This is a genomic window from Verrucomicrobiota bacterium (assembly GCA_039027815.1).
Classification (GTDB): Bacteria; Verrucomicrobiota; Verrucomicrobiia; order Verrucomicrobiales; family JBCCJK01; genus JBCCJK01.
Genome location: JBCCJK010000044.1, coordinates 1 through 19117, shown reverse-complemented (window position 1 = coordinate 19117; position 19117 = coordinate 1). Strand labels below are relative to the sequence as shown.

Sequence of the window (19117 nt, the reverse complement as noted above, 5' to 3'; positions counted from 1 at the left end):
TTTCGAGCCAGCCCTGCGTTGCTCCTCGGTTACGGTGCCTGCACCGCGCCCTCGTCGCGCCTTGGTCTGGCCCGAAATCCACTCGGCCATTCTACCAGTGAATTCTGGAACTTGGTATTACACGGTGCAGGTCTTGATTGCATTCTCAATCGAACGGTGAACGTAGGCATCCCTACATTCCCAAATGAAGATCCTGTCCTACCAAGAGGCTGATTTCGCCGAGCGCCTGGCTCCGCTCCATCGCAGGACCCTCCCGGGTGAGGGCTTGGAGAAAAAGGTGCGAGACATCTTGAAAGGTGTCCGGGAGAAAGGGGAGGAGGCCTTGCTGGATTACACCGCCCGCTTCGATGGTGTGACTCTTTTGCCCGAGCAGTTGCAGGTGTCTCCGCAGGAATTGGCGGCTGCCTCGATGGAGGTCGGCTCCCCATTGAAGCAGGCCCTCAGGGCGGCCCATCGGAATGTGAAAAGCTTCGCGCTCAGGAGCTTGCGCCGAGATTGGAAGGACAAGAATGAGCAAGGGGCGGTGGTCGGGGAGATCTTCCGCCCGATCGAGCGGGTGGGCATCTACGTCCCCGGAGGAAGTGCTCCGCTGATTTCGACCGCCATCATGACGGTCACTTTGGCCAAGGCGGTCGGCTGCCCCCAGATCGTCGTCTGCACACCGCCCGGTCTCGACGGGCGAATCAATCCAGCTCTTCTGCACGCAGTCAAGTTGGCTGGGGCGACGGAGGTCTATCGGGTAGGCGGGGCCCAAGCGGTGGCGGCGCTGGCCCATGGAACGGCATCCATTGCTCCGGTGCAGAAAATCTTCGGCCCCGGCAATCGCTTTGTGGTGGAGGCCAAGCGCCAGGTATTCGGGATGGTCAGCATCGACCTCCTACCTGGCCCGAGCGAAATCATGATCCTCTCCGATGCGAGCGGCGATCCCAAATGTTTGGCGGCCGACCTTTTGGCGCAGGCCGAGCATGGGGGGGATAGCGAAGCCGTCCTGGTCAGCTCCTCCAAGACGCTTATCAAGCGGGTGGCCAAGCAAATCGAGAAGCAGAGCGCCACTCTCAGTCGACAGGCACAGTTGCTCAAGGTCTTGGAAAAAGGCCTGCTCTTGGTCCACGTGAAAAATTTGGCGGCCGGGGTGGAGCTGGTGAATGCCTACGCGCCGGAGCACCTCACTTTGGTGGCCAAAGAAGAGGCCAAGGTGGTCAAGGAAATCAAGACGGCGGGGGCCATCTTTCTGGGGAATGACTCCCCGGTGGCTTGTGGAGATTTTTTAGCGGGTCCCAGTCACACTCTGCCGACCGGAGGAGCGGGCAAGTCGTTTCCCGGTCTCACGGTCGACATGTTTCAGCGCCGCACGAGTGTGGTGAAGTTGAACCGGGCGGCCATCAAAAAGTCAGCGCCTTTGATCGACGTCTTGGCGACCGCCGAAGGCTTGGACGCGCACGCCCGCTCGGCGCGCATCCGGCTAGAATCTTGATTCACTAGTGCAAGCTCTCCAGGAAATCGAGCACCTCCAGCTGCTGTCCGGCTCGCTCCAAGTTCTCGGTGGCATACCGGACTTGGAAATAAGCATTGCCCTGTAAGAAATCGGTCAAAAAGCGAGTGGCCAATTCAAAGGCGAGCGTTTTGGCGGCCAGCAGGAGCGAGCGGCTCTCACAAGGGAAGAGGAAGTCCGCGTTCTGGCGGTAGCCTTCTTCGGCGGCCCTGTAGAGGGAAGTAGGGTCGCTCCCCTCGCGCAGGGCAGCCCCGACCAAGCTGCGGGCGAAGTCGCCAAAGTCGTGGACCGAGTAGCCGGGCATGAGGGTGTCCCAATCGAGGAGACAGAGCACCTCAGGCTCATTTTGAAGGAAGAGGAGATTGGAAAGTTTGGGGTCGTTGTGGGTAACCCGGAGCGGGACCTCGCCTGCTGTCAGCTGGTCCTGCAATTGCGTCACTAGGCTAGGATGGCGTTCCAAGCGGGCCAGGAGGGCGGCCCCTTGCTCCCGCAGCGAATGGTTGGCAAGCCGATGGGCTCGCCAGAGTGTTTGCCAACGCTGGGGCGTGTCATGGAAATCGCTCAGGGTGACCGAGAGCTGAGAGCTGGGGAAATCGAGGAGTCGGGCTTGGAACTCGCCCAAGGCGGCTCCGGCGGCAGTGGCCGAAGCCCCGTCTCGCAGGACAGAACGAATCTCACCCTCTTTCAGGAAGGGGCTGACCCGCCAGAGTGCCCCGTCAGAGGCGCGATAGAAGATCGCCCCCCGCTTATCTTGGAGAAATTGCAGAGGGTAGCCGGGCAAGTGCCGGGCGATTTGGCTGACATTGGATTGCACCGCTCCCGGGTCGGGAAAGACCCCTTCATTGAAACGCTGGAAGACAAAAGCGCCTTGGCCGGGGTGGGCCACGCGCCAAGTCTCGTGAATGAGCCCGCCCGGGAGGAGAGTGCTCTCCTCAGGCGAGCGCTCGAGGGAGAAGGCGGCCGCGATTTCACGGAGGAGAGCGATTTCAGGCATGGATTTCAGAGAAAGAAGCCAGGAGCCTAGCACGTTTTCAGTCCACTGATCCCGTTCGCCCATGAAAAATCTCTGTCTTCCCGCCTTGCTCCTTTCTGTCTTCTCGGCCATGGCTGCTCCAATGGAACCTGGGGAAGCTTTGCCAAGAGTAACCGTGCCCAATCAAGAGGGAGAGCCAGTGGTCTTTCCAGAGGCGGGGGCCGAGGGCTATACGCTGATTTATTTCTATCCCAAGGCGGACACTCCGGGCTGCACCAAACAAGCCTGCAGTCTACGGGATGCCTACACCGCCTTGCAGGAGGCTGGCGTGACGGTCTTTGGAGTCAGCTACGATTCTCCCGAGGCGCAAAAAGCCTTTGCAGCCAAATACCAACTTCCCTTCACGCTTTTGGCTGATGAGAAAGGCGAGCTGGCCGAGGCCTTGGGCGTTCCGGCGCGCGAGAAAAAGGGCAATTTTTTCGCAGCCCGGCAGGCCTTTCTTTTCCAAGACGCCCAACTGATTTGGCTCGATCGCAAGGCTTCCACCGAGCAGCAGGCAGCGGATGTGCTGGCGGTTTTGGCTGAAGAGGATTGAGGGGGGTGGAGGTTTTGGGGGCGAGGTAGATCCGTTCGCGACTTTTTGTTCAGGTCCGGCCTCAAGGACCTGGGCTGACTCGAAAGGTAGGCGGCCGTTTTGCCCGCTGATCAGGCTGCTGGGTCTTAGTCGTTCAAGCCCCAATCGTAGGGCGTGTCTTTGATCTGGAAGCGTTGAGCGCGCAAGAGCGGCTGGGTCTTCTTGGGGAAGTAGGGGGTGACGAACTCTTGGAGAGTCTGGCCGGTTTTGGTGAAGTCCTCTTTGAACCAGTTCCCCACGATGGGTGACAGAAAGAGGGTTCCAGTTTGGGGATCCAGGCGGTTTTTCTCTTCCTCAGCGAAAAAGATCCGGGCTTGTTCGTCCATCTGCGCTCCAAGTCGCTCGCCGGTGTAGGCTTCGCTGCGAAGAGGCGGGCAACTGATCGCGGCGCAGACGAGAGCGAAGTGAATGCGGGGCTCCTGATAGTCCTTTCGGAGAATCTCGTGTTCCAAGTGATTGAGGGAGATGGCCTCCCCAAAGAGCGAGACGAGGTCCTTTTTCCAGACGGCGGTGCTGACGGCGGTCGGGGTAAGCGGGCCTTTGAAGATTTCCCGGATGGTCTCGACTGGGTAGTGCTCGGCCACCACTTGGAGAGTGGTTGCGTTGTAGAGGTTGGTCAGGAAAGCGATTTGTTCGTTTTCCTGCCAAGAAGAGAACTCTGCCTGCGAGACCTGGGCAAGCCGCTCAAGGTAAGCATCGAGGGGATCCGGGTGGTTGGCGAGAGCCGCGTAGTCCACCTGGCCCTTTTGGACGTTCTTTTTGAGAATCTCGGTCAAGTCGCTGTGGTCGAAGGCCTGGGTGGTGGCGACGGAGAGGCAGAAGAGGAGAGCATGCAAAATTCTCATGCCGTTAGGAAGGGAGAGCCTTGGGTTTTATTCCTCGGAGGAAGAGGCGAAGCGGCTCGCTTATACCAACCTCCAGAATTCACTGGAAGAATGGAGGGGAGGTGATGTGGGGAAGAGGCGCTGAAGCGCGGGGAAGGGAGAGCCGGTGTTTTTCGAGCCAGCCCTGCGTTGCTCCTCGGTTACGGTGCCTGCACCGCGCCCTCGTCGCGCCTTGGTCTGGCCCGAAATCCACTCGGCCATTCTACCAGTGAATTCTGCGGCTTGGTATTAGGATTCGCCTACCTGACCTGGCAGCTCGGGATTATTCGGTGAGTGCGCCACCGCAGCTGGAGCCGGCACCAGCGGTGCAGCCGAAGCAGTGAGGACCGGTCAGGATGGGGATTTCGCTGAAGCGTTCGGCGTCGACGTCCCAGAGGTAGAAGGGTTCGCCCTTGCGGAGCTGAAGGTTCATCTGCTGATTGAAGTCGCAGTCGTAGACTTCGCCTTGCCAGCCGACGCTGATGGTGTCTCGGCACATGAGGCTCTCGATCGAGCTTGGATTGAAGGCATCTGCCAGGAGGTCCATGTATTCCTGGAGCATTTTCCGCGCTCGCAAGTAGGAGGCAAAGCGCTGGATGGGCATGTTGGTGATACAGAAGAGTTGGTTGAAGTCGATGTCGAAGTGCTTCTTCATCTCATACTTGTAATCGGCTTCCAGCTCCGCTTGGTCGCCAGGGAGGAAGGCCCCGTTTGGGTTGTAGACGAAGTTGATGACCAGTCCAGGATCGCGTCCGTAGCCGAGTTCATTGAGGCGCTGGAAGGCCCGGATCGATTTGTCGAAAACGCCGTGGCCGCGCTGTTGATTGACGTTTTCCGGTGAGTAGCAGGGCATGGAAGCGATGATGACTACTTTGTTCTGGGTGTGGAATTCAGGTATCCAGTCGTAGCCTTCTTCTTCAATGATGGTGGCGTTCAGCCGGGTCATGACGGTCCGAGGGAGTTCCCAAGAGCGCACCGTTTCGACGACGTGACGGAAGTCGGGAATCATTTCCGGGGTGCCGCCAGTCAGGTCGAGCGTGGGGATGTCCGTCTTTTCAAACCAGGCCAGGATGCGGTCGACCGTTTCCCGAGTCATGATCTCCTTGCGTCTGGGCCCGGCATTCACATGACAATGGAGGCAGGTGAGATTGCAAATTTTGCCGGTGTTGACCTGAAGGATCGCGGGCTTTTTCCGAGTGAGGGAAATGGAGTGGTCCGCGAGGACTTGGTCGAAACGGTTCATCTTCTAGAGATAGGGCTGCAGCAGGGGGCGCAAGCGCTCGACGATTTTGGCAGGCCAGAGAGCGCGGTCTGTGACAAGAGCGGTCGCCAGCGCGGTATGTTCCGGAAAATTTGGCTCGCTCGGGATTTTTGGGATGGCTAGGGCGAGGGCTTTTTTGGCGAGCTCGGCGTTGGCCAGGAGGTGGGCGATGACGGCGTCCGCGGTCACGGCTTCTTCTTCCACTTTCCAGCAATCGTAGTCCGTGATCATGGCCATGGTGGCGAGGGCGATTTCGGCTTCTCGGGCCAGCTTGGCTTCGGGGAGATTGGTCATCCCGATGACGTCGAAGCCGAGCTGTCGATTGGCATGGGACTCCGCCCGGGTCGAGAAGGCGGGGCCGTCCATGTTCACATAGGTGCCGCCGTCGTGCACGGTGGCGCCGGCCGCTTCGCTGGCCTCTTTCAGGATGGCCCGGAGAGGGCCGGAGACGGGGTCGCCAAAGGCAATGTGAGCGGCCAGACCACTGCCAAAGAAGGTGTGGTGCTCCCGGCGGGAGGTGCGGTCGAAATATTGATCCGGGAGGACGATGTGGCGAGGGGCATACTCTTCTTTCAAGCTCCCGACAGCCGTCACGCAAAGAATCCAGCGGACGCCGAGGGAGCGAAGGGCCCAGATGTTGGCTCGGTGATTGATTTCATGCGGGAGAATGCGGTGCCCACGACCGTGCCGAGGCAGGAAGTAGACGGTCCGGCCTTCGAGGGTGCCTTTTATGAGGGCATCGGAGGGGTCGCCATACGGAGTGATGACGCGCAGTTCCGCCACCTCGGCGATGCCTTCGAGTTGATAGAGGCCACTGCCTCCGATGATGCCGATGGCAGGAGCTGGGGTGTCCATGGGAGAGGGTTAGGGGAGGGGGGGAGCGGAGAGGGGAGCCGGATCGGAACCGGGCCCGGAAGCGGTCTCGGCCGCTTGGGGCTCCTGAGACCATCCTTGGGCGGCCAGGGTGAGTTGATTGACCGCCCCGTGTTGCAAGCGAATCCGATGTTCGCCTGGGAAGTGAAAGATGGCGAAGGCAAAGACGGTCGGGCCTCCGCCCGGCGGGGAAGGAACACGCAGCACCGAGGTGGTGCCAGGCTGGATCTGGCCTTCGGCCACCTCGATCAAGCCGGCGAAGGTTCTTTCGAGAGTCGCCTGTTGGTGCAGCCAAGCGAGCGAGGTGAGGCCTTCCAACTGGGCGATGAGGGCGGGGTCGGAAGCCGCCACCAGCGAGACCGGGATGGGCGAGTTGAGATTGGCCTCTGGGACGGCCGTGATCTCGGCGGTGGTCGAGACTCCCGCTGGGCTGGGGTCCACCGTGGACGGTTCTTTGAGCTGGCAGGCCGTGAGGGAGACCAGGGCGAGAAGCGCGAGGACCTGAGCTGGAGGGGGTAGCCGCATCGGGTTCAGCAGCAACTGTCCCCATCGCAGCACTGGCTGGGATCGGTGGTGGCTCGGTAGTCCTGTCCTTTGGTTTCTTTTGGGTGCCGCTGGGTGGTGCGGCTGCAGTCAAAGAGTTCGGCTCCTTCCAAGGGGACCTCAGTCAGCGGATCGATGAACTCGAAGTAGTTCTGGTAAGGGGCTTTCTGGTAGAGCTGGTAGGTTTTGTCGCACACGGCGTAGCGGACGCCGCGCTCCATGCGGTGGTCATCGTCATCGAGCACTTCTTTGAAAGGCCCTTTGTAGACGACGGCTTGGTTGCGTTCATAGCAGGCGCCTTGTTTGCCTTTCCAAGCTTGCACGGTGACCGAGCGGAACTCGTAGCCCTCCACGGTCTGCCACGGCTCGGTCTCAAATTTGAGGAGTTCCACACCGTAGAAGCCGGCCTCTTCGAAGGCTTCCAGGAAACCTTTTTCGGTCATGGCTCCTGAGATGCAGCCGGACCAAAGCTTGGGATCATTTCGAAGGTGCTCGGGCACGTCCTCATCGGCCACGATGTCCGAGATGACGGCGCGTCCGCCTTTTTTGAGAACGCGGAAGATCTCTTGAAAGAGCTGTCGCTTGGAATCGGCCTCCACGAGATTGAGCACGCAGTTGGAGACGACCACGTCCACGCTCGCGCTTTGCACGAGTGGCTTGCGGATCCGCAAATCAGCTGCGAGTTCCTCCGCTTTCAGGAACGAGCCGGCATCTTGAATGGGGTTGGCTTGGAGTTCTTGGTCCAGCGCTTCGAGATCGAGATCGAGGTCTTGGATGCGCCCTTTACGAAACTCGACATTTCCATAGCCAATCCTCTCCGCCACGACGGGGGCATTCTCGCGGGCGACTTCCAGCATGTCATCGGTCATGTCGACTCCAATCACCCTGCCTTCCGGGCCGACGACCTGCGAGGCGATGAAGCAAATTTTTCCGGTTCCCGAACCTAGGTCGAGGACGGTTTCACCGGGTGCGAGGTAGGCGCTGGGGTCGCCGCAGCCATAATCCCTTTCGATCACGATGTCGGGGATGACCTTGAGGAACTCCGGATTGTAATCGACCGGGCAGCAGAGGGCTGGTTCTTGGGACTGGGCGGCGGCGGCGTAGCGTTCCTTGGTAGCGACTTCGGCTTTCATAGTTGGAGAGAGCGAGTGGAGGGGAGCAGGCTTTATTCCGAAAATCGTGGGCGATCCGGAACCGCTTCCCAATCCGCCAAGGTGTCGACATCGGAGAGAGGCGCAAGGGTCTGGACCGAATGGCCACTTTCTCGAAGTCGATCCAGTTGTTGGCGCCCGGTTTTCTCCGTGCTCCAGGCGATCTTTTGGAAGACTCCTTCGCGATATTCCGGCAGCCCTAAGAGACAATAGCCGCCATCGGTCGAGAGAGAGAGGACGGCCAAGTCTTGATGAAGAGCGGCCTCGACGGCTTGGAGGAGGGAGTCATCGATCTGAGGGCAATCGCCGCCTAGAAAGACGGCTGGCATCTTGGCAAGGGTGGCGGCGTGGTGGAGCCGTTGGCCGAGATCGCCCTCGCTTTGCGGGACGAAGGAGAGGGGGAGGCCTTTGGCGAGCGGCTGGAGCCATTCCTGCATTTCCGCGGCCGCTTCGGCCGGGGTGAAGTGCACTTCGATCTCCCACGACGAAGGAATAGCTTGGAGCTGTTTTTCGACCATCCAACGATAGGCCAAGCAGGCTGCCTCTGGGCCGAGGTCTTTCGCGAGACGGGTTTTGACCAAGCCCGGGCGCGGTGCCTTGAGCATGAGGACGGCGATAGGCATGAGCGCGTTCCCTAGCTTTTTTTGGCAGCTCGTTTTTTGGCCGACTTCTTTTTGGGTGCGGCGAACTCGAAGCTCACTTTCCCAGTGGAGCGGTCCAGCAAGAGGTAGGCGGAGAACTTTCTTCCTCTCTTGGAGACGAAGCCGGGTAAGAGGTCAGTTTTGCCGTCCCGGAAGAGCTTGACTGCCTGATCAGAGGGGATGTCTCGCTTGAGGATTTGTTTGGAGACGCGGATGCCTTTTTCATCGCCCTGGAGGCCGAGTCGGGGAGCGAGGTAGGCGCGTTCCGTCTCGTAAACCGGTTCGTTTTGGTAGCCCTCCGCGGTGACCCGCGTCAGGATTTGCTCTTCCTTCAGATTGTCGAGTTCGTCCTCCCGGCCATCGCTTTCAAAGACGAAGCCCACTTTGAACTTTTCGTCCAATTCCAAGCCGGCGGAGAAGTCCTTTCCGAAGCGGCTTTTGAAGTCGTCGAAGGGACCGGCGAACTTCGTCTCCAAGAGCTGCTTGGCCTCTGCCAGCGTGATCTCGTGGTTGGCGACATACTTTTTAATGCGGAATTTGCACTCCGGGCTGTAGCATTCGTAAGTGGAGTCGGTCTGCTTGATGGGGCCATTGCCGCAGACGGGGCAAGCGACTTCCAAGTCCGGAAAGACGCGCTTCTTCAGCTCGTCGGTTTGCTTTTTGGCATGGGTGACAATGGTCTCGGTCAGCTCGCGAATTTCCTGCATGAAGGCCTGGCGTGACACCTGCCCGCGTTCCATTTGCTTGAGCTTCATTTCCCACTCCCCGGTCATCTCGGGAGAGGCCAAGATGTCTATCTGAAGAGCATCAATGGTATCGATGAGCGCCAGGCCTTTGTTCGTGACATGGAGATCGCGCGCTTCCCGCGCGATGTATTTTTGGCGAATGAGGCCCTCAATGGTGGCGGCCCGCGTGGCGGGCGTTCCCAGGCCGCGTTCGCTCATGGCGTCGCGCAGTTCTTCATCATCCACGCGCTTGCCCGCCGTTTCCATGGCCGAGAGCAGGGTGGGCTCGGTGTAGCGGGCCGGGGGCTGCGTCTGCTTACTGAGAAGCTCGAGTTCAAGGGTTTCGGCCTCTTCCCCGGGCTGGGCGGCGGCCAGTTCATTGCCCCCCCCGGCCACCCCGGGTTTGCGTCCATAGACCTCCAACCAACCGGGAACGACCAGGATTTTGCCATCGGTTTTGAAGGCGTCCTGGCCGATGCGAGTCAGGCGGGTGGTGTTCTCGAACTCGGCGGGGGGATAAAAGACGGCCAGAAAGCGCCGCATGACCATGTCGTAGATTTTCATGGCCGGCTCGTCGATGGCGGCAGCGGGCAGCTTTCCGGTGGGGATGATCGCGAAATGATCGCTTACCTTAGCCGTATTGAAGACTCGCTTGATGGGCTTCAAGTAGTCCTGGCTCAGTAGTTCTCCGGCAAAGTGGCTGTAGTCCTCCGAAAAATTCTTGGAACCACTGGCGCTGGCGAAGCCTTTCAGGGTGCCGCGCACTGTCCCGATGTAGTCACTCGGGAGGTAGCGAGAGTCTGTCCGCGGGTAGGTCAGCACCTTGTGCCTTTCATAAAGCGATTGCGCTAGCTGGAGGGTCCGCTGAGCGCTGAATCCGTAGCGACTGCCGGCTTCCCGCTGGAGGGTGGTCAGATCGTAGAGGGCGGGGCAACTCTGCTTGCTGGGCTTTTTCTTTTCTTCGATTTGGCCTGGCTTCCCCTGACATCGAGCCTGGATGGCTTCGGCTTCCTGGAGCGACCAAATCCGTTCGGCGCGCAGTTGGTCGTCATCCTCGCTTTTGCGAAAGTCTTCCCGAAACCAGCGCCCGCTGTATTCTCCGGCCGCCACCTGGAAGGTCCCGTGGACTTCATAGAAATCACGAGAGACAAAATTGCGGATGATTCGCTCCCGTTCGGAGAGAATGGAGAGAGTCGGGGTCTGGACCCGACCGGCCGGCGTCAAATTGAAGCCGCCGTGTCGGGAGTTGAACGCGGTCAGGGCGCGGGTGCCATTGAGGCCGACCAACCAATCGCTTTCCGAGCGACAGAGGGCGGCGTCCGCCAGGGAGCGCATTTGGGGCTCCTCACGAAGTTGCCCCCAGGCGCTGAGAATGGCGTCATTGGTCATGGACTGCATCCAAAGGCGTCGCGTGGGTTTTTCGACCGCCCCGATCATGAGGATGTAGCGAAAAATCAGCTCGCCTTCGCGACCGGCGTCACAGGCATTGATGACCTCGGTCACGTCCTTTCGGCGCATGAGCTTGAGAAGAAGCTTCAAGCGATCTTGGGACTTCTCGATGGGCTGCAATTCGAAGCGATCTGGCAAAATCGGCAGATTTTGGAAGCCCCAACCGAGGTTTTTCCCATCGGGTCGGGTGGGCATTTTTAGCTCCACCAAGTGCCCTACCGCAGAGCTGATGATGGCGGAATCGCTCTCGAAAAACTCCTTTTTCTTCTCGAATTTGCCGACACCAGGCGCCTTCGCGAGGACCCGTGAGAGGTCGGTGGCCACGCTTGGCTTTTCGGCAATAATGAGCGATTTGGACATGGGTCAGAATAAGAATCAGCCCACGAATCCCGAGGGTGAGCGGGGCTTGTCGTTGCATCTTTCGTCTCTCCCATCAAGAGGGTTTCAAGAAAACCTTCCCGGGAAGTTGCTTCACCAAACGCTTCATTTCGAGCCGAAGGAGGCAAGTGATGGCGGTTTGCGGGGGGAGAGAACTCCCAGCGATGATCTCGTCGAGAGACTGCGGATCACCCGTTGGCAGCCGCTCCAAGATGGCCTTTTCCTGAGGGGCCAGAGGGGGCGGGGCGGAGGAGGCGGTGGCTTGCGAGAAGAGTCGGCCAAAGTCGTTCAGGATGTCTTCCGGGCTGGTGCAGAGGACCGCCCCTTCCTGGAGCAATTGGTTGCAGCCAGAGGAGCTGGGGCGGTCGATATTGCCGGGGATGGCGTAGAGGTCGCGACCTTGCTCCGCCGCCTGGCCCACCGTGATCATGGCGCCACTTTTGCGGGCTGCTTCGGTCACGAGAATCCCTTGGCTGAGGCCGCTCACGACGCGGTTTCGCATGGGAAAGGTCTGTTTGCTGGGAGGCATGCGCAGGGGGAATTCCGAGAGCACGGCCCCGTTTTCGGCAATCCGATCGGCCAGCTCGCGATTTTCTGTGGGGTAGAGTTCCTGGAGTCCTGAGCCGAGCACGGCTAGGGTCCGGCCTCCGCCAGCGAGGGCCCCTTGGTGGGCGGCGGTGTCGATCCCCCGAGCGAGGCCGCTCACGATCGTCAAGCCGGCTCGCCCCAGCTCTCGAGCGAAACGGGTGGTGACCTCGCGGCCATAGTGGGAGCTGCGCCGGGAGCCGATGATGGCGAGGGCCTGGTCATCGACGGGCAAAATCTGGCCCCAAAGATAGAGCAAGAGGGGGGGATCGTGAATGGTGCGGAGTCGGCTAGGGTATTCCGAATCCTCTTGAAAGATGAGGCGAGCGCCGATCTTTTCGGCCAGGGCCAACTCCTCCTCGTAACGAGTCAGCCGCCGCCAATCCAAGAGCTGGGAGGCCAGTTCCGGGCCGATGCCTGAGACCTCGAGCAAGTCGGAGCGCGAGGCTTCGAGGACGGAGAGGCAATTTTGGAAACGAGCCAAGAGGCGCTGGACGGTGATCGATCCAATGCGCGGCAGGAGATTGAGCACCAGACAGGCCTCCCGTTCCGTCATGAAACCGGGGTTTGCAGATGTTCGAGCGCTTCCCGGAGGTCTGGCTGGGTCAGGTCCGACCGCAGCTCGGCGGTCCCGAGCTCTGGCACCAGGACGAAGCGGATGGCGCCGGTTTGAAACTTCTTATCCCGTGCCACCAAGCGTTCGATCTCCTCGATGGAGAAGTCGGCCGGCAAGGTCAGGGGCAAGCGGAAATGCGCCAAAGCGCGGAGGACGCGGGCGGCCGAGGCGGGTGCGAGCCCTGCCTTTTTCTGAGAGAGGAAGAGAGCAGCCCGCAGGCCGAGAGAGATGGCCTCTCCGTGAAGGAGGCGACCATACCCAGCAGCGGCTTCGATCCCGTGCCCTAGGGTGTGGCCAAAGTTGAGATGGGCGCGAGTGCCCGAGGTCTCCTTTTCGTCTTCTTCCACGATGCGGGCTTTGATGGCGACGTTGCGGGCGATGATGTCTGGCAAGCGCTCACTCAAATCTTGGGAGAGGATGGCGTCCAGCAGGGAGGGCTCGCGGATGGCGGCATGCTTGATGACTTCGGCGAAGCCCTCATTGAATTCTCGTTCCGGGAGGGAGTGGAGGGTGTCGACGTCGGCTAAGACCGCGGCGGGTTGGTGGAACGCGCCCACCAGATTTTTGCCTTCGGGCAGATTGACTCCGGTTTTGCCGCCCACGGAGCTGTCCACTTGGGAGACGATAGTGGTGGGAATTTGGAGAAAGGGGACCCCTCGGAAGAAGACAGCCGCCACAAAGCCCGCGAGATCTCCCAGCACCCCGCCTCCCAAGGCCACCACGACTGCCTGACGATCAAGCCCTTTGGCTGTCATTTCACGGCAAAGCCGGATGACTTCTTCGAGTGACTTCGAGGCCTCTCCCGCCGGCACGAGGAACGGGTGCACGCTGTGGCCTGCGCGCGTCAGGCTCTCGCTGACGGTGGCGGCATAGAGGGGGCCGACATTCGAATCGGTCAAGAGGGCGCAGGTTTTGCGGCCGAGGAGGGAGGCCAAGAGGGGGCCGGCTTCGGCCAGGTTCCCCCGACCGATGTGGACCGAGTAGTCGCGACCGGGAAGCTGGAGAGGGACTTTCATGCTGAGACGCGGCGGGCGAGCGTTTCCGCGAGGAAGGCCGCGGAGGTGTGGGGCGTGGCGGTGACCCTAATGAAGGCCGGTTCTTTGCGAAACCAGCTTTCCTGTTTTTTTGCGAGCTGGCGGGTGGCGATGGCGATTTGCTCGAGACACTCGTCCCGGGTGGTCTTTCCGGCCAGGTGGCGTCGGATTTCGGCGATGCCGATGGCACGGGTGAAGGGACTCTCGATTCTCTCTGGCAAGGCGGCCACTTCCTGGAGGGCTCCCTGGTCGAGCATGGCTTTGGTTCTCCGGAGAATGCGCTCTCGCAGTTCCCCCCGCTCCCGATGGAGAAAGAAGGCGAGGGTGGGCTGCTTCGGCCGAGCCGGGGTGCGGCCTCGCAAGGCGGTGATGGGTTGGCCGGTCTGGAGAGAGACTTCGAGGGCGCGTTGGACGCGGCGGGGGTTTTGCAGGTCGATGCAAGCGGCGGCCTGGGGGTCGAGCTGGAGGAGTTGGCGGAGGCGTTCCTCGGCGGTTAGGGAATCCAGCTTCCGCCTCAGCTGGGGGTCGGTAGCGGGGAGATCGTCGAAGCCTTCCAGGACGGCGCGGAGGTAAAGTCCACTCCCGCTGACTAGGACGGGAAGTCGTCCTCGCTCTCGCACCTCCGCGAGAGTCGTCTCGACTTCTCGGGCGAAGCTGGCGGCGCTCAGGTGGTGGGAGAGCGGGAGGAAGCCGTAGAGATGGTGCGGAGCGGTGGCCGTTTCCTCCTGGGAGGGTTGCGCGCTCAAACGGGGGAGAGCTAGACAGGCTTGGAAGGGATCGACATTGATGACTTCGCCACCAAGGCGAGCGGCCAAGCGAGCCGCCACTTCCGTTTTCCCACTGGCGGTGCAACCTGCCAGGACGAGGAGCGGCGGGTGGGGCGGTGGCGATTTCACGAGAGACGGTTCGGTCGCTTTTCCCTTTTCCCCTACAGGGAAGGCTTGAAAGCAAAAAGCCCGCTTGGCAAGCGAGGGCCAAACGGGCTGGACGAAGAGAGGGGTCGTTAGGGTTCGGCCGTTTCCGGCTTGGCCTTGGCGCCGCTCACGAGGAGCTTCCGGCCCATGAACTCCTGATCGTGAAGGACTTCCACGGCTCGCTTGGCTTCATCAACGGTATTCATGGAGACAAAGGCGTAGCCTTTGCTGCGCATGGTGCGCCGGTGGGTCACGATTTCGGCATTGGTGACTTGGCCCACTCCATTGAAGAGTTCGAAGAGGTCGCTTTCGGCCGCGTCATAGCTGAGGTTGCCGACATAGAGACGTTCAGTCGTCACTTCGATGATTTCGGGAGCGCGCTTGGGGCGCTCGGAGCGAGGGCGTTTTTCCCGCTTGGGCTTGGGAGCGACTTCGGCTTGGGGGCGGGGAGTGCGAGTTTGCGGCACCCCGGATTTGCCTCGTTTGGCGGGTTTTTTGTGCGGGTTGTAAGCGCCGAAGGTGAGGGCTTTGAGAAACTTCTGCCACCCGGTGAGCGGCTTGGGCTTGCGGGGGGCACTGCGGCGAGGCCCGCGTCGGTTGCGGTTGCCCCCGCGTCCTCCGCGACTGCGTCTTGGAGGACGATTGGATGAGTTTTCGGACATGAATCTAAAATGGGTTGGTAGTAGGACGTCGACTCTGGTCCCCCTTGAGGGAGGGCGAGGTCGGCGTTCAGGATGAGAAGCTGGTGGAAGATCGCCCTCGGATGGTGCTTCCCCCTCGGGTGAGGAGAAAAGGGCCAGGAGCCCAAGACCAGGGAGAGGGGACCGACCAGCTGGGAGAAAGAGCGTAGCCCCCCTGAGACGGCAGAACCATCTGAGGGAGCGCGGCTTCTGAAGGGGCCGTTTAGGCCGCGGTCTCGCTGGTGGCCTCTTCCGTTTCGTCGCCCTCGAGATTGACCGGGAGGTCGACCCACTCCAGGTAGGCCATGGGGGCGGCATCCGAGCTGCGAGGCCCGAGCTTGGTGATGCGCGTGTAGCCTCCCGCTCGGTCTTGGGCCGCCGGGGCGACCACTTCGAAGAGCTGCTTCACGATTTGCTTTTGGTGGGCGGTGCCGATACGAAGTTTTGCCAGGACCTGACGGCGAGCGTGGAGGTCTCCGCGCTTTCCGAGGGTGACGAGTTTTTCCGCATAGGGTCGCAAGGCCTTGGCCTTGGCCAGGGTGGTGCGGATGCGCTTGTGGGTGATCAAGCTGCAAGCCATGTTGGCGAGGAGGGCATCGCGGTGCGATGCGGTGCGACCGAGCTTGACGGTGTTTCTGCGATGTCTCATGACGGTTGGGTCGTGAGGCCGGGCGGACCGAAGGGTCCGGGGCCTGGTTAGTCGTCCATATTTTGGCTGATGAGGTCGGCCAGACCTGGGCCACCCGCGAGGCCGGGGAAACGGGACGCTCCCGCGGAGCCGAGAGGCGGCTCCATGAGGGAGGGGTCGATCTGCATGCCGAGGGACAGGCCAAGCTCGTGGAGCTTGTCCTTGATCTCGTTGAGCGATTTCTTCCCGAAGTTGCGGTATTTGAGCATTTCTGCCTCGGACTTCATGGCCAGCTCGCCCACGGTGACGATGTTGGCGTTGTTGAGACAGTTGGCGGCCCGAACCGAGAGCTCGATCTCATTCACGCTCATGTTGAGGAGGCGCTTGAGTTCGGCGTTTTCCTCGCTTTGCGCTTCGGGAGCCTCTTCAAACTCGATGAGGTCGTCGTCGTAATTGACGAAGACATCCAGGTGCTTGCGGAGGATGCCGGAGGCTTGCAAGAGAGCGTCAGGCGGGCTGATGCGACCATCTGTCCAGATATCGAGGACGATTTTCTCAAACTGGGTGTTTTGGCCGACCCGGGTGTTTTCCACGGAATACTTCACGCGATTGACGGGAGAAAAGATCGAGTCGATCGCGATGAGGCCGATGGGCATCTCGGGGTATTTGTTTTCTTCTCCGGTGGCAAATCCACGGCCTACGCGCACTTCAAACTCCGCTTCGAAACGGGCCTTGGTGTCGATGGTGCAGATGAGCTGGTCTTTGTTCACCACTTCATAGGTGGTGCTTTCCTCAATGTCGGCGGCGGTCACGACGCCTTCTTTTTCCACGGAGAGGGTCAGGATGGCGGGGTCTTTGCCGTGATGCTTAAACTTGACCTTTTTGAGGTTGAGGATGATTTCGGTGACGTCTTCCACGATCCCAGGCAGGGAACTGAATTCATGCTGGGCTCCCGAGATTTTGACCGAGGTGATGGCGGCACCTTCCAGCGAGCTGAGGAGGACCCGGCGAAGGGAGTTTCCGAGGGTGTGGCCGTAGCCCTGCTCGAAGGGTTCGGCCACGAATTGCCCGTAGGTGTCGTTGGCGGTGCTTTCGTCTTTGATGAGACGATTCGGCATTTCAAATCGGCCGAGAAGGATAGGATCAGATTTGGATGTGGTTTCAGTTTCCATTGATTGAACGGGTGCGGCGGGTTCCCCTTGGCGAGTGCGGCTCTGGGACCAATCAAGATCCGAGCCCAAGGACCAACGCCGAATCAGCTGCCTCGCGGGCGGTGACTGTCCCGAGGATCAAGGCAAAAGCAAGGGGAAATTGCAGGCTTCTCATACCAAATCCAAGAAGTCTTTGGACGATAGAATCTGATTGGGGTGGACATTCAGGCAGCCTGTGGCTGCGGGAAGAGGCGGGGCGGGCGTCCTTTGGCTCCTGGCGGCGTTGGTCGGGTCAGGCAGGACCCCGGTCCAGCCCGACCACTCCCGCCTTGCCAGAAACCAAAAACCGCTCCGCTATCGTCCAAATCTTTCTTGGATTTGGTATCACTCCTCGGGGAGGGTCGCCGCCGGAGGGTGATCTCGGCGGAGGACCAACAAACCATCCAAGCGGTAGAGCCAGGCATTTTTGGGGTCGGTCAAGACAGCGAGATGCGCTTCTTGCAGGGGCCCTAGGACCACACTTTCTCCGTCAATGGTCCCGGGAAGCCGTTCGGTGCGAATGAATTCGGCGAAGGAGGCGGAATTCGGCAGGTAGACGACGAGTTCGGCAAAGTCCGGCCCGTCGTGCCGTACGAAGGGAGCCCAGAGCCATTTTTCCTCTGCCTCGTCCGTGCGCAGATTGACAAATTGCCAACCCTGGCCGGAGCGGACCTCAAAGCGGAATCGATTGGCCTCTTCTTCCTGGGGATTCCACGCTTCCATTTGGCCGCCCTCACTATCGAGGACGCGGAGGTGAGCCGAGCCTTGCACTCCGACCCAGAGGCCATCCCATTTGGCTGCTTCCAGTGGGACGATTTCTTGCCCAACGGGCGTTTTGCTGCCGACGACAGCGCAACCCGTCGAGAAAGCGCAGCTAGCCAGGAGCAGAAGGAGGGCTTTCATGGGTCGGGCCAAGAGGGGGCGAGGCGGGTCGGAAGCCGTTCAGCGAGCAAGCTGTTTTTAGCGTAGGTAGTCGTTGAGTAGGTTTTCGAGCATTTCCTGCCGGCCGGAGGGCAGGACCGGGGCCTCGATGCCGAGAGCGTAGTCATTCAGCTCAGCGAGGGTGGTGCTTCCTGCCTCGATCTTGGCTCCCATGCCGGAGTCGTAGGAGGCATAGCGGCTCCCGACAAACTCGGCCATGCGACCGTCTTCGATGATTTTGGAAGCGATTTTGAGGCCGCGGGCGAAGGCATCCATGCCGCCGATGTGGGCGTGAAAGAGGTCGGCCGGTTCGTGCGATTCCCGGCGGCGCTTGGCGTCGAAGTTGAGCCCGCCGGTGGTGAAGCCGCCCATTTTGAGCACGCGGAGCATGACGAGGGTCGTTTGGTAGACATCGGTCGGGAACTGGTCGGTGTCCCAGCCGAGCAGGGGATCGCCTCGGTTGGCGTCGATCGAACCGAGAGCCTGGGCCGCGAGGGCCACATCCAGCTCATGCTCCATGGTGTGGCCGGCCAGGGTGGCATGATTGGTTTCGATATTGAGCTTGAAGTGCTCCAAGAGGCCATATTCTCGCAGGAAGTTCAAACAGGCGGCTGAGTCGGAATCATACTGGTGGGTGGAAGGTTCGCGGGGCTTGGGCTCGATGTAAAATTGCCCAGTGAAACCGATTTTTTTGGCATGATCCACCGCCAGGTGGAGGAGAGCGGCCAAGTGGTCGAGCTCCCGCTTCATGTCGGTGTTGAGGAGGGTGGCGTAGCCTTCTCGCCCACCCCAAAAGGTGTAGCCTTCTCCTCCCAGGCGATGGGTGGCTTCGAGGGCTTGTTTCACTTGAGCAGCGGCGTAGGCGAAGACGTCCGCTGAGGGCGAAGTGGCCGCTCCTTGGGCGTAGCGGGGGTGGGCAAAGAGACAAGCGGTGCCCCAAAGCAGCTTTTTGCCGGTCGCTTTTTGGAAGGCCTCCAGCTTCTCCACCACCTGGTCCAGGTAGTCGTGGGATTGGGCCAAAGTGGTCCCTTCGGGCGCGATGTCGCGATCGTGGAAGCAGTAGTAATCGATCCCGGTTTTTTCCAAGAACTCAAAGAAGACCGGGACCCGGTTGAGTGCGTTTTCGATGGAGTCCGAGCCATCATCCCAGGGCATGAGCGCGGTGCCGGCTCCGAAGGGATCGCCCAGCGGATTGCGCATGACGTGCCAATAAGCCGCTCCGAAGCGGAGATGATCCCGCATGGTTTTCCCGGCCACCAAGGCCTCCGGTTCATAGTGGCGAAACTCGAAAGGATCGGTGCTTTCAGGCCCGCCGAAGCGGAGTGTTGGGATATCGGGAAAAGAAGAAGTGCTCATAGGATAACGGGCGAAAGACCCGAGCCGGCAAGCCTGCCGTGGTCGCCGATTCGGCGCAAATTAAAAAAATGGTTCTGCTTCAAACTGTGTGTGGAGAGAGGTCGAGACGGCCGCAGTGGAAGAGGACGCGAGTGCGGAGGGAGCGGAAATTTGGCAAGCCTCTGGCATTGCTCTTGAGCATCTGAATTTTGGAATTGATGCCCTCGGCGG

Annotated in this window: 19 protein-coding genes; 2 read left to right on the top strand and 17 right to left on the bottom strand. The window is 60.5% G+C overall.

Features of this window, described 5'->3' with window-relative positions; all coding sequences use genetic code 11:
- Window positions 1–184: 184 nt before the first annotated feature.
- A complete protein-coding gene (hisD, locus tag AAF555_10760) occupies window positions 185–1474 on the top strand; it encodes a histidinol dehydrogenase (GenBank protein ID MEM6912049.1) in 1290 nt (429 codons plus the stop codon).
- A 4-nt stretch (window positions 1475–1478) separates the two neighbouring features.
- Here hisD and AAF555_10755 read toward each other — a convergent pair whose 3' ends face one another.
- On the bottom strand, window positions 1479–2486 hold the full coding sequence (locus tag AAF555_10755) for a phosphotransferase (protein MEM6912048.1): 1008 nt from the start codon (window positions 2484–2486) through the stop codon (window positions 1479–1481).
- A gap of 61 nt (window positions 2487–2547) precedes the next feature.
- On the opposite strand from AAF555_10755, the gene AAF555_10750 reads away from it, so the two are divergent.
- On the top strand, window positions 2548–3060 hold the full coding sequence (locus AAF555_10750) for a peroxiredoxin (GenBank protein ID MEM6912047.1): 513 nt from the start codon (window positions 2548–2550) through the stop codon (window positions 3058–3060).
- Between the two features lie 125 nt (window positions 3061–3185).
- Here AAF555_10750 and AAF555_10745 read toward each other — a convergent pair whose 3' ends face one another.
- The 16 genes from AAF555_10745 to AAF555_10670 all read right to left on the bottom strand — a co-directional run.
- Window positions 3186–3944 (bottom strand): DUF547 domain-containing protein, encoded by a 759-nt coding sequence (locus AAF555_10745; protein MEM6912046.1) that lies wholly within the window; start codon window positions 3942–3944, stop codon window positions 3186–3188.
- 301 nt (window positions 3945–4245) lie between these two features.
- Window positions 4246–5205 (bottom strand): arsenosugar biosynthesis radical SAM (seleno)protein ArsS, encoded by a 960-nt coding sequence (gene arsS, locus AAF555_10740; GenBank protein ID MEM6912045.1) that lies wholly within the window; start codon window positions 5203–5205, stop codon window positions 4246–4248.
- Between the two features lie 3 nt (window positions 5206–5208).
- The gene (gene mtnP, locus AAF555_10735; protein MEM6912044.1) at window positions 5209–6078 is read right to left on the bottom strand and encodes an S-methyl-5'-thioadenosine phosphorylase; all 870 of its coding nucleotides are present in this window, start codon (window positions 6076–6078) and stop codon (window positions 5209–5211) included.
- Window positions 6079–6087: 9 nt separating this feature from the next.
- A complete protein-coding gene (locus AAF555_10730) occupies window positions 6088–6621 on the bottom strand; it encodes a hypothetical protein (GenBank protein MEM6912043.1) in 534 nt (177 codons plus the stop codon).
- 5 nt (window positions 6622–6626) lie between these two features.
- Complete coding sequence (locus AAF555_10725; protein MEM6912042.1) at window positions 6627–7772, bottom strand: methyltransferase domain-containing protein; 1146 nt, start codon at window positions 7770–7772, stop codon at window positions 6627–6629.
- 32 nt (window positions 7773–7804) lie between these two features.
- On the bottom strand, window positions 7805–8413 hold the full coding sequence (locus tag AAF555_10720) for a TIGR04282 family arsenosugar biosynthesis glycosyltransferase (protein MEM6912041.1): 609 nt from the start codon (window positions 8411–8413) through the stop codon (window positions 7805–7807).
- 11 nt (window positions 8414–8424) lie between these two features.
- Window positions 8425–10965 (bottom strand): DNA topoisomerase III, encoded by a 2541-nt coding sequence (locus AAF555_10715; GenBank protein ID MEM6912040.1) that lies wholly within the window; start codon window positions 10963–10965, stop codon window positions 8425–8427.
- A 73-nt stretch (window positions 10966–11038) separates the two neighbouring features.
- Window positions 11039–12124 carry a DNA-processing protein DprA gene (gene dprA / locus AAF555_10710; GenBank protein MEM6912039.1) on the bottom strand — a complete coding sequence of 362 codons (1086 nt, stop codon included), beginning with the start codon at window positions 12122–12124 and terminating at the stop codon, window positions 11039–11041.
- Window positions 12121–13200 (bottom strand): 3-dehydroquinate synthase, encoded by a 1080-nt coding sequence (gene aroB / locus AAF555_10705; protein MEM6912038.1) that lies wholly within the window; start codon window positions 13198–13200, stop codon window positions 12121–12123. Before aroB ends, dprA begins: the two co-directional genes overlap by 4 nt.
- The gene (gene miaA / locus AAF555_10700; GenBank protein ID MEM6912037.1) at window positions 13197–14114 is read right to left on the bottom strand and encodes a tRNA (adenosine(37)-N6)-dimethylallyltransferase MiaA; all 918 of its coding nucleotides are present in this window, start codon (window positions 14112–14114) and stop codon (window positions 13197–13199) included. The genes aroB and miaA overlap by 4 nt, the downstream gene beginning before the upstream one ends.
- Window positions 14115–14221: 107 nt before the next feature.
- Window positions 14222–14794 (bottom strand): RNA-binding protein, encoded by a 573-nt coding sequence (locus tag AAF555_10695; protein ID MEM6912036.1) that lies wholly within the window; start codon window positions 14792–14794, stop codon window positions 14222–14224.
- 241 nt (window positions 14795–15035) lie between these two features.
- Window positions 15036–15461, bottom strand: coding sequence for a 50S ribosomal protein L17 (rplQ, locus tag AAF555_10690; protein MEM6912035.1), 426 nt, complete (start codon window positions 15459–15461; stop codon window positions 15036–15038).
- A gap of 47 nt (window positions 15462–15508) precedes the next feature.
- Window positions 15509–16558 (bottom strand): DNA-directed RNA polymerase subunit alpha, encoded by a 1050-nt coding sequence (locus AAF555_10685; GenBank protein MEM6912034.1) that lies wholly within the window; start codon window positions 16556–16558, stop codon window positions 15509–15511.
- A 417-nt stretch (window positions 16559–16975) separates the two neighbouring features.
- Window positions 16976–17533, bottom strand: coding sequence for a hypothetical protein (locus tag AAF555_10680; protein MEM6912033.1), 558 nt, complete (start codon window positions 17531–17533; stop codon window positions 16976–16978).
- Between the two features lie 57 nt (window positions 17534–17590).
- Window positions 17591–18907, bottom strand: a complete 1317-nt coding sequence (gene xylA, locus AAF555_10675; protein ID MEM6912032.1) for a xylose isomerase — start codon at window positions 18905–18907, stop codon at window positions 17591–17593.
- A gap of 79 nt (window positions 18908–18986) precedes the next feature.
- Window positions 18987–19117, bottom strand: a 131-nt coding sequence (locus AAF555_10670) for a transposase (protein MEM6912031.1), incomplete at its 5' end; no start/stop codon positions are given.